The sequence below is a fragment of the uncultured Aquincola sp. genome, from assembly GCF_964001545.1.
GTDB lineage: Bacteria > Pseudomonadota > Gammaproteobacteria > Burkholderiales > Burkholderiaceae_C > Aquincola.
This window is the reverse complement of record NZ_CAXFDV010000826.1, coordinates 1-5,564: the sequence shown is the minus strand read 5'-3', so window position 1 is coordinate 5,564 and position 5,564 is coordinate 1. Positions and strand designations below refer to the sequence as shown.

Here is a 5,564-nt window from a genome sequence, read left to right as displayed (position 1 = left end):
TGGTGGCGCGCTCGACCGGGGTCTCGGCCGCCTTCTTCAGGACCTGCTTGCGCTGCTGCAGGTCTTCCAGCAGCGTGGGGGCGCTGACCGAAGCCGGCCCCGCTGCGGCGCCCGCCGTGGCCGCCTGTGTGGCGCTGAAGCGCCGCTGGATGCCTTGCTGCGCCAGGCCGATGGCCGCAGTCAATCCTGGTGAAGCGGGTCGCGCCGGCGCATGTGCATCGGTGCGGGCGAATTCAGGCAACTGGCGCCCCACCAGGCGGTTCAGCCGGCCCAGCACGGCCGCGGCATGCTCCCCACCGCGGGGCAGGCCGGCCGCCGCGGTGAGCAGGCGGGTGGCTTCGCCGTCTCGCGCGCCGCCACCGGCGCGCAGCCCGCCCTGCACCGTGCGCGTGCTCATCGCGGCGCCAGCGCCGAGGTGGCCGTGGGCCGTGGCAGGCAATGCACCGGCGCCGGTGGCGGGGTCGGTAGCCCGCGGCGGCAACTGCCCGAAACCGGTGCCGCCGCCCTGCGGCGTGCGGCGGATCATCGGCCGCAGATCGACCTGGGGCAGCACCTGCTGGCCCGCCAGGAACTGGTTGCAGGTGTGGTAGGCGGCCTGCACCAGCGCGGCCATTTCTTCGTGCAGCGCCGGCTGCAGGTCGCGCCAGCCGGCGATCGGCAGGCCGCTGCTGCACCAGGCGTCCACCGCGATGCGGGCCAGGACATGGGCGCGCAGCATGTCGTTGGCGTCCAGCTCCTCACGGCGCTCCAGCACGGCCATGCGCGAACGCAGGTCGGTGAACTCCCAGGAGGCGCGGTCCATCACGGCCAGCGCCAGGCGTGAGCCGAGGATCTCGCGCTCGATCGTGTCGTCGTCCACCAGGGACAGCTTGGGTTCGCCGGCCTGCGCGGATCGCGGCAGATCGCCCGGGCGCGAGGCGGACACGCCGTAGAGCATGGCATTGCGCAGGGCACCGACACAGGCCTGGTGCCAGGCCGATCCGCGCTGCTGCAGGGCCGTGAAGGTGTCGCGCCGCCGCTGCGTGGTGCTGTAGTCGGCGGGGCGATCCTGCTGTTCGCGGGCCAGGGCTTCCACGGCCGAGAACACGCCGACGAAGCCCTTGACCAGCTCTTCCGTGTAAAGGCGCCGAACCTGCGTCGCGAGGGCGGAATAGTCGGCAGCGGTCGCCATGCGTGAGGAAGGATGTCGCCTTGTGAGTGCGAACTGACTCTACACCACCGCCCCGGCGTTCGGGTCTTCCGGGTCGTTGGCCTTGGCGGCGGTGCCACCGCCCTTGACCAGGTCTTCGCGCTTGACGCCCAGCCACATCGCGATGGCGGCCGCCACGAACACCGACGAATAGATGCCGAAGCAGATGCCGATGGTCAGCGCCATCGCGAAGTAGTGCAGCGACGGGCCGCCGAACAGCAGCATCGACAGCACCATGATCTGCGTGGAGCCGTGGGTGATGATGGTGCGGCTGATGGTGCTGGTGATCGCATGGTCGATGACCTGCGGCGTGTCCAGCTTGCGGTACTTGCGGAAGGCCTCGCGCACCCGGTCGAAGATCACCACCGACTCGTTCACCGAGTAGCCCAGCACCGCCAGGATGGCCGCCAGCACCGTGAGCGAGAACTCCCACTGGAAGAAGGCGAAGAAGCCCAGGATGATGACCACGTCGTGCAGGTTGGCGATGATGCCGGCGACGCCGAACTTCCATTCGAAGCGAAGCGCCAGGTAGATCACGATGCCGATGATCACGAAGGCCAGCGCCTTGGCGCCGTCGATCGCCAGCTCGCGGCCTACCTGCGGACCGACGACCTCGCTGCGCGACAGCTCCAGCGGACGCTCCGCACCCTTGGCGCACTGCTGCTTGGTGGCCGGGTCGCCCGCCACCGTCACCGCCGCCGATTCGACCTGGCCACCTTCGGCCTGGCACAGCCCCGTGAACACGCGGCTCACCACCTCGGTCTGCTTGACGTCGCCACGCAGCGGCAGGCGGATCAGCACGTCGCGCGAGGTGCCGAAGTTCTGCACCTGCACTTCGCCAAAGCCCATGCCCTCGACGGTCTCGCGCACCTTGTTGATGTCGGCGGACTGGGCGTAGGCCACCTCCACCACCGTGCCGCCGGTGAACTCGATTGAGAAATGAAGGCCGCGCGTGACGATGAAGAACACCGCGGCCAGGAACATCACCGCCGAGATCACGTTGAGCACCAGCGCATGGCGCATGAACGGGATGTCGCGATGGATACGGAAGAACTCCATGTGGGGGCTCCTGCTCGATCAGGCCTGGGCCGACTTGCCGGCCTCGGCGCCGGGGCGCCACACCTGGCCGATCGACACCGATTTCAGCTTCTTCTTGCGGCCATACCAGAGGTTGACCAGCCCGCGCGAGAACACCACCGCCGAGAACATCGAGGTGAGGATGCCCAGGCAGTGCACCACCGCAAAGCCACGCACCGGCCCGGAGCCGAAGGCCAGCAGCGCCACGCCGGCGATCAGCGTGGTGACGTTGGAGTCGAGGATGGTGCCCCAGGCCCGCTCATAGCCGGCCTGGATGGCCGTTTGCGCGGAACTGCCGTTGCGCAACTCCTCGCGCACCCGTTCGTTGATCAGCACGTTCGCGTCGATGGCCATGCCCAGCGTCAGCGCAATGGCCGCCATGCCCGGCAGCGTGAGCGTGGCCTGCAGCATCGACAGGATCGCCACCAGCAGCAGCAGGTTGAACGCCAGCGCCAGCGTGGAGAACACGCCGAACAGCAGGTAGTAGCAGCACATGAACACCGCGATGGCGGCGAAGCCGTACATCACGCTGTCGAAGCCCTTGGTGATGTTCTCGGCGCCCAGGCTGGGGCCGATGGTGCGCTCTTCCACGATCTCCATCGGCGCCGCGAGCGAACCTGCGCGCAGCAGCAGCGCGGTGTCGTTGGCCTCCTGGGTGGTCATGCGGCCGCTGATCTGCACCCGGCCGCCGCCGATCTCGCTGCGGATCACCGGCGCGGTCACCACCTCGCCCTTGCCCTTCTCGAACAGCAGGATGGCCATGCGCTTGCCGATGTTCTCGCGCGTGATGTCGCGGAACACGCGGGCGCCCTTGGCGTCCAGCGTCAGGTGCACGGCGGGTTCATGGTTCTGGCCGTCGAAGCCGGCCTGCGCGTCGGTCAGGTTCTCGCCGGTCAGGATGACCTGGCGCTTGACGATCAGCGGCGCGCCGCCACGCTCGACGTAACGCTCGGTGCCGAAGGGCACGGGCGCCGAGCCGATGGCGGCCGCAGCCGCCTCGGTGCTGTCGTCGACCATGCGCACTTCCAGCGTGGCGGTGCGGCCGATGATGTCCTTGGCCTTGGCCGTGTCCTGTACGCCCGGCAGCTGCACCACCACGCGGTCGGCGCCTTGCTGCTGGATCACCGGCTCGGCCACGCCGAGTTCGTTCACGCGGTTGTGCAGCGTGGTGATGTTCTGCTTGAGCGCAGCCTGCTGCACGGCGATGGCCGCTTGCGGCTTGAGCGTGCCGGTCAGCTGGCGTTCACCGCTACCCGAGGTGCCGGCGTCCCACTGCAGGTCGGGCAGCGCGGCGGTCAGCGCCGCCTGCGCGGCTTGCAGCGTGGCGTCTTCGCGGAAGGTCACGCGCACCAGGTTGCCGTCGCGCGCAATGCCGGTGTGGCGGATGTTCTTCTCGCGCAGCAGCGAGCGGATGTCGCCGGTCAGCGCCTCGGCGCGCTTGGTCAGCGCCGCCTTCATGTCCACCTGCATCAGGAAGTAGACACCGCCGCGCAGGTCGAGACCCAGGTACATCGGCAGCGCGCGCATCGAGGTCAGCCACGTCGGCGAGCGGCTGACGAGGTTGAGCGCCACGATGTAGGCCGGATCGCTCGCGTCGGGGTTCAGCGCGCGCGACAGCACGTCCTTCGCACGGATCTGGGTGTCGGTATCGCCAAAGCGCGCGCGCACCGAGTTGCCGTCGAACTGCACGAAGTCGGGCTTGAGCTGGGCATCGGCCAGCGCCTTCTCGACGCGCGGCACCAGCGAACTGTCGACCTTCAGCGTGACCTTGCCGCTGGAGACCTGGACGGCCGGCGCCTCACCAAAGAAGTTGGGCAGCGTATACAGCAGCCCGATCACGAACGCGACGGCGAGCATCGCGTACTTCCACCACGGATAGCGGTTCATCAACACACTCCCCTGGCGCGCACGGGCACGCCGGGTTGAAAACGAACGGTGGTGGGATTACTTCAGCGTGCCCTTGGGCAGCACCTGCGTGATGGCCGTGCGCTGCAACTGCACTTCCACGCCGCTGGCCAGCTCCAAATGGACGAAGCTCTCGCCCACCTTGCTGATGCGACCCAGCAGGCCACCGGCGGTCACCACCTCGTCGCCCTTGGCCACCGCATCGATCATCGCCTTGTGCTCCTTCTGGCGCTTCATCTGCGGCCGGATCATGATGAAGTACAGCACCACGAACATCAGCACCAGCGGCAGCATGCTCATGAGGCTGGAGCCCATGCCTTCAGCGGCAGCGGGGGCGGTTTGAGCAAAGGCTTCGGAAATGAACACGGCGATCGGTCCTTGTGACAAAGGCCCGTTCGATGCGGGCCCAATCGAAAAAATCCGTTGGAAGCCAAAAAAGCTTCGGACAAAAAAACAGGCCCCGCACTTTCGTGGGGGCCTGTCTCGGATTCTGGTTGCGGGGGCAGGATTTGAACCTGCGACCTTTGGGTTATGAGCCCAACGAGCTACCAGACTGCTCCACCCCGCGACGGGAGCTGACAGTATAGCGTGCTTTTGGCTTCTTGCCAGCCCCTATCGAATAAATTTCGAAAAGAGGCTGAAAGACGCCAAGTCGACTTACTCGGCAGCGTCGGTGGCTTCTTCAGCCACGGCGGTGTCGGGACGGTCGACCAGTTCGACGAAGGCCATCGGGGCGTTGTCGCCCACGCGGAAGCCCATCTTCAGGATGCGGGTGTAGCCACCCGGACGGGTCTGGTAGCGCGGGCCCAGCTCGTTGAAGAGCTTGGCCACGATGTCGCGGTCACGGGTGCGCGAAAAAGCCAGGCGGCGGTTGGCCAGCGTGGGTTCCTTGGCCAGCGTGATCAGCGGCTCGACGACGCGGCGCAGTTCCTTGGCCTTCGGGACCGTGGTCTTGATGGCTTCGTGCTGCAGCAGCGAGTTGGTCATGTTGCGCAGCATCGCCTGGCGATGCGCGCTGGTGCGGTTGAGTTTGCGGAGTCCGTTGCGATGGCGCATGGTGCTTTCCTTTCTTTATTGAACCCCGGCCGTGTCAGGTACCGGGGGTTGCACATGACAGCGTGTGATTAACGCTTGTCCAGGCCTTGAGGCGGCCAGTTCTCCAGGCGGGCACCCAGCGTGAGACCACGCGAGGCCAGCACTTCCTTGATTTCGTTCAGCGACTTGCGGCCGAGGTTCGGCGTCTTGAGCAGCTCGGTTTCCGTGCGCTGGATCAAGTCGCCGATGTAGTAGATGTTTTCGGCCTTCAGGCAGTTGGCCGAACGCACCGTCAGCTCGAGCTCGTCCACGGGGCGCAGCAGGATCGGGTCGAAGTTGCCGCCGGCGCGCGGCGCGG

6 protein-coding genes and 1 tRNA gene are annotated in these 5,564 nt (G+C 67.2%); all 7 read right to left on the bottom strand.

Translation table 11 applies throughout. The annotated features are described in order from the left end of the window. Nucleotides 1–1,171: DUF1631 family protein (locus ABNT58_RS28615; RefSeq protein ID WP_348756744.1), on the bottom strand; the 1,171-nt coding region annotated here is incomplete at its 3' end. Nucleotides 1,172–1,210: 39 nt separating this feature from the next. After that, nucleotides 1,211–2,248 (bottom strand): protein translocase subunit SecF, encoded by a 1,038-nt coding sequence (gene secF, locus ABNT58_RS28610; protein ID WP_348756743.1) that lies wholly within the window; start codon nt 2,246–2,248, stop codon nt 1,211–1,213. A gap of 18 nt (nt 2,249–2,266) precedes the next feature. After that, complete coding sequence (gene secD, locus ABNT58_RS28605) at nt 2,267–4,153, bottom strand: protein translocase subunit SecD (RefSeq protein ID WP_348756742.1); 1,887 nt, start codon at nt 4,151–4,153, stop codon at nt 2,267–2,269. A gap of 57 nt (nt 4,154–4,210) precedes the next feature. Continuing rightward, nucleotides 4,211–4,537 carry a preprotein translocase subunit YajC gene (yajC, locus tag ABNT58_RS28600; RefSeq protein ID WP_348756741.1) on the bottom strand — a complete coding sequence of 109 codons (327 nt, stop codon included), beginning with the start codon at nt 4,535–4,537 and terminating at the stop codon, nt 4,211–4,213. Between the two features lie 125 nt (nt 4,538–4,662). After that, nucleotides 4,663–4,739 (bottom strand) — tRNA-Met (locus ABNT58_RS28595). 89 nt (nt 4,740–4,828) lie between these two features. Further along, nucleotides 4,829–5,227 (bottom strand): 50S ribosomal protein L17, encoded by a 399-nt coding sequence (gene rplQ / locus ABNT58_RS28590; RefSeq protein WP_348756740.1) that lies wholly within the window; start codon nt 5,225–5,227, stop codon nt 4,829–4,831. Nucleotides 5,228–5,295: 68 nt separating this feature from the next. Beyond that, nucleotides 5,296–5,564: DNA-directed RNA polymerase subunit alpha C-terminal domain-containing protein (locus tag ABNT58_RS28585; RefSeq protein WP_348756739.1), on the bottom strand; the 269-nt coding region annotated here is incomplete at its 5' end.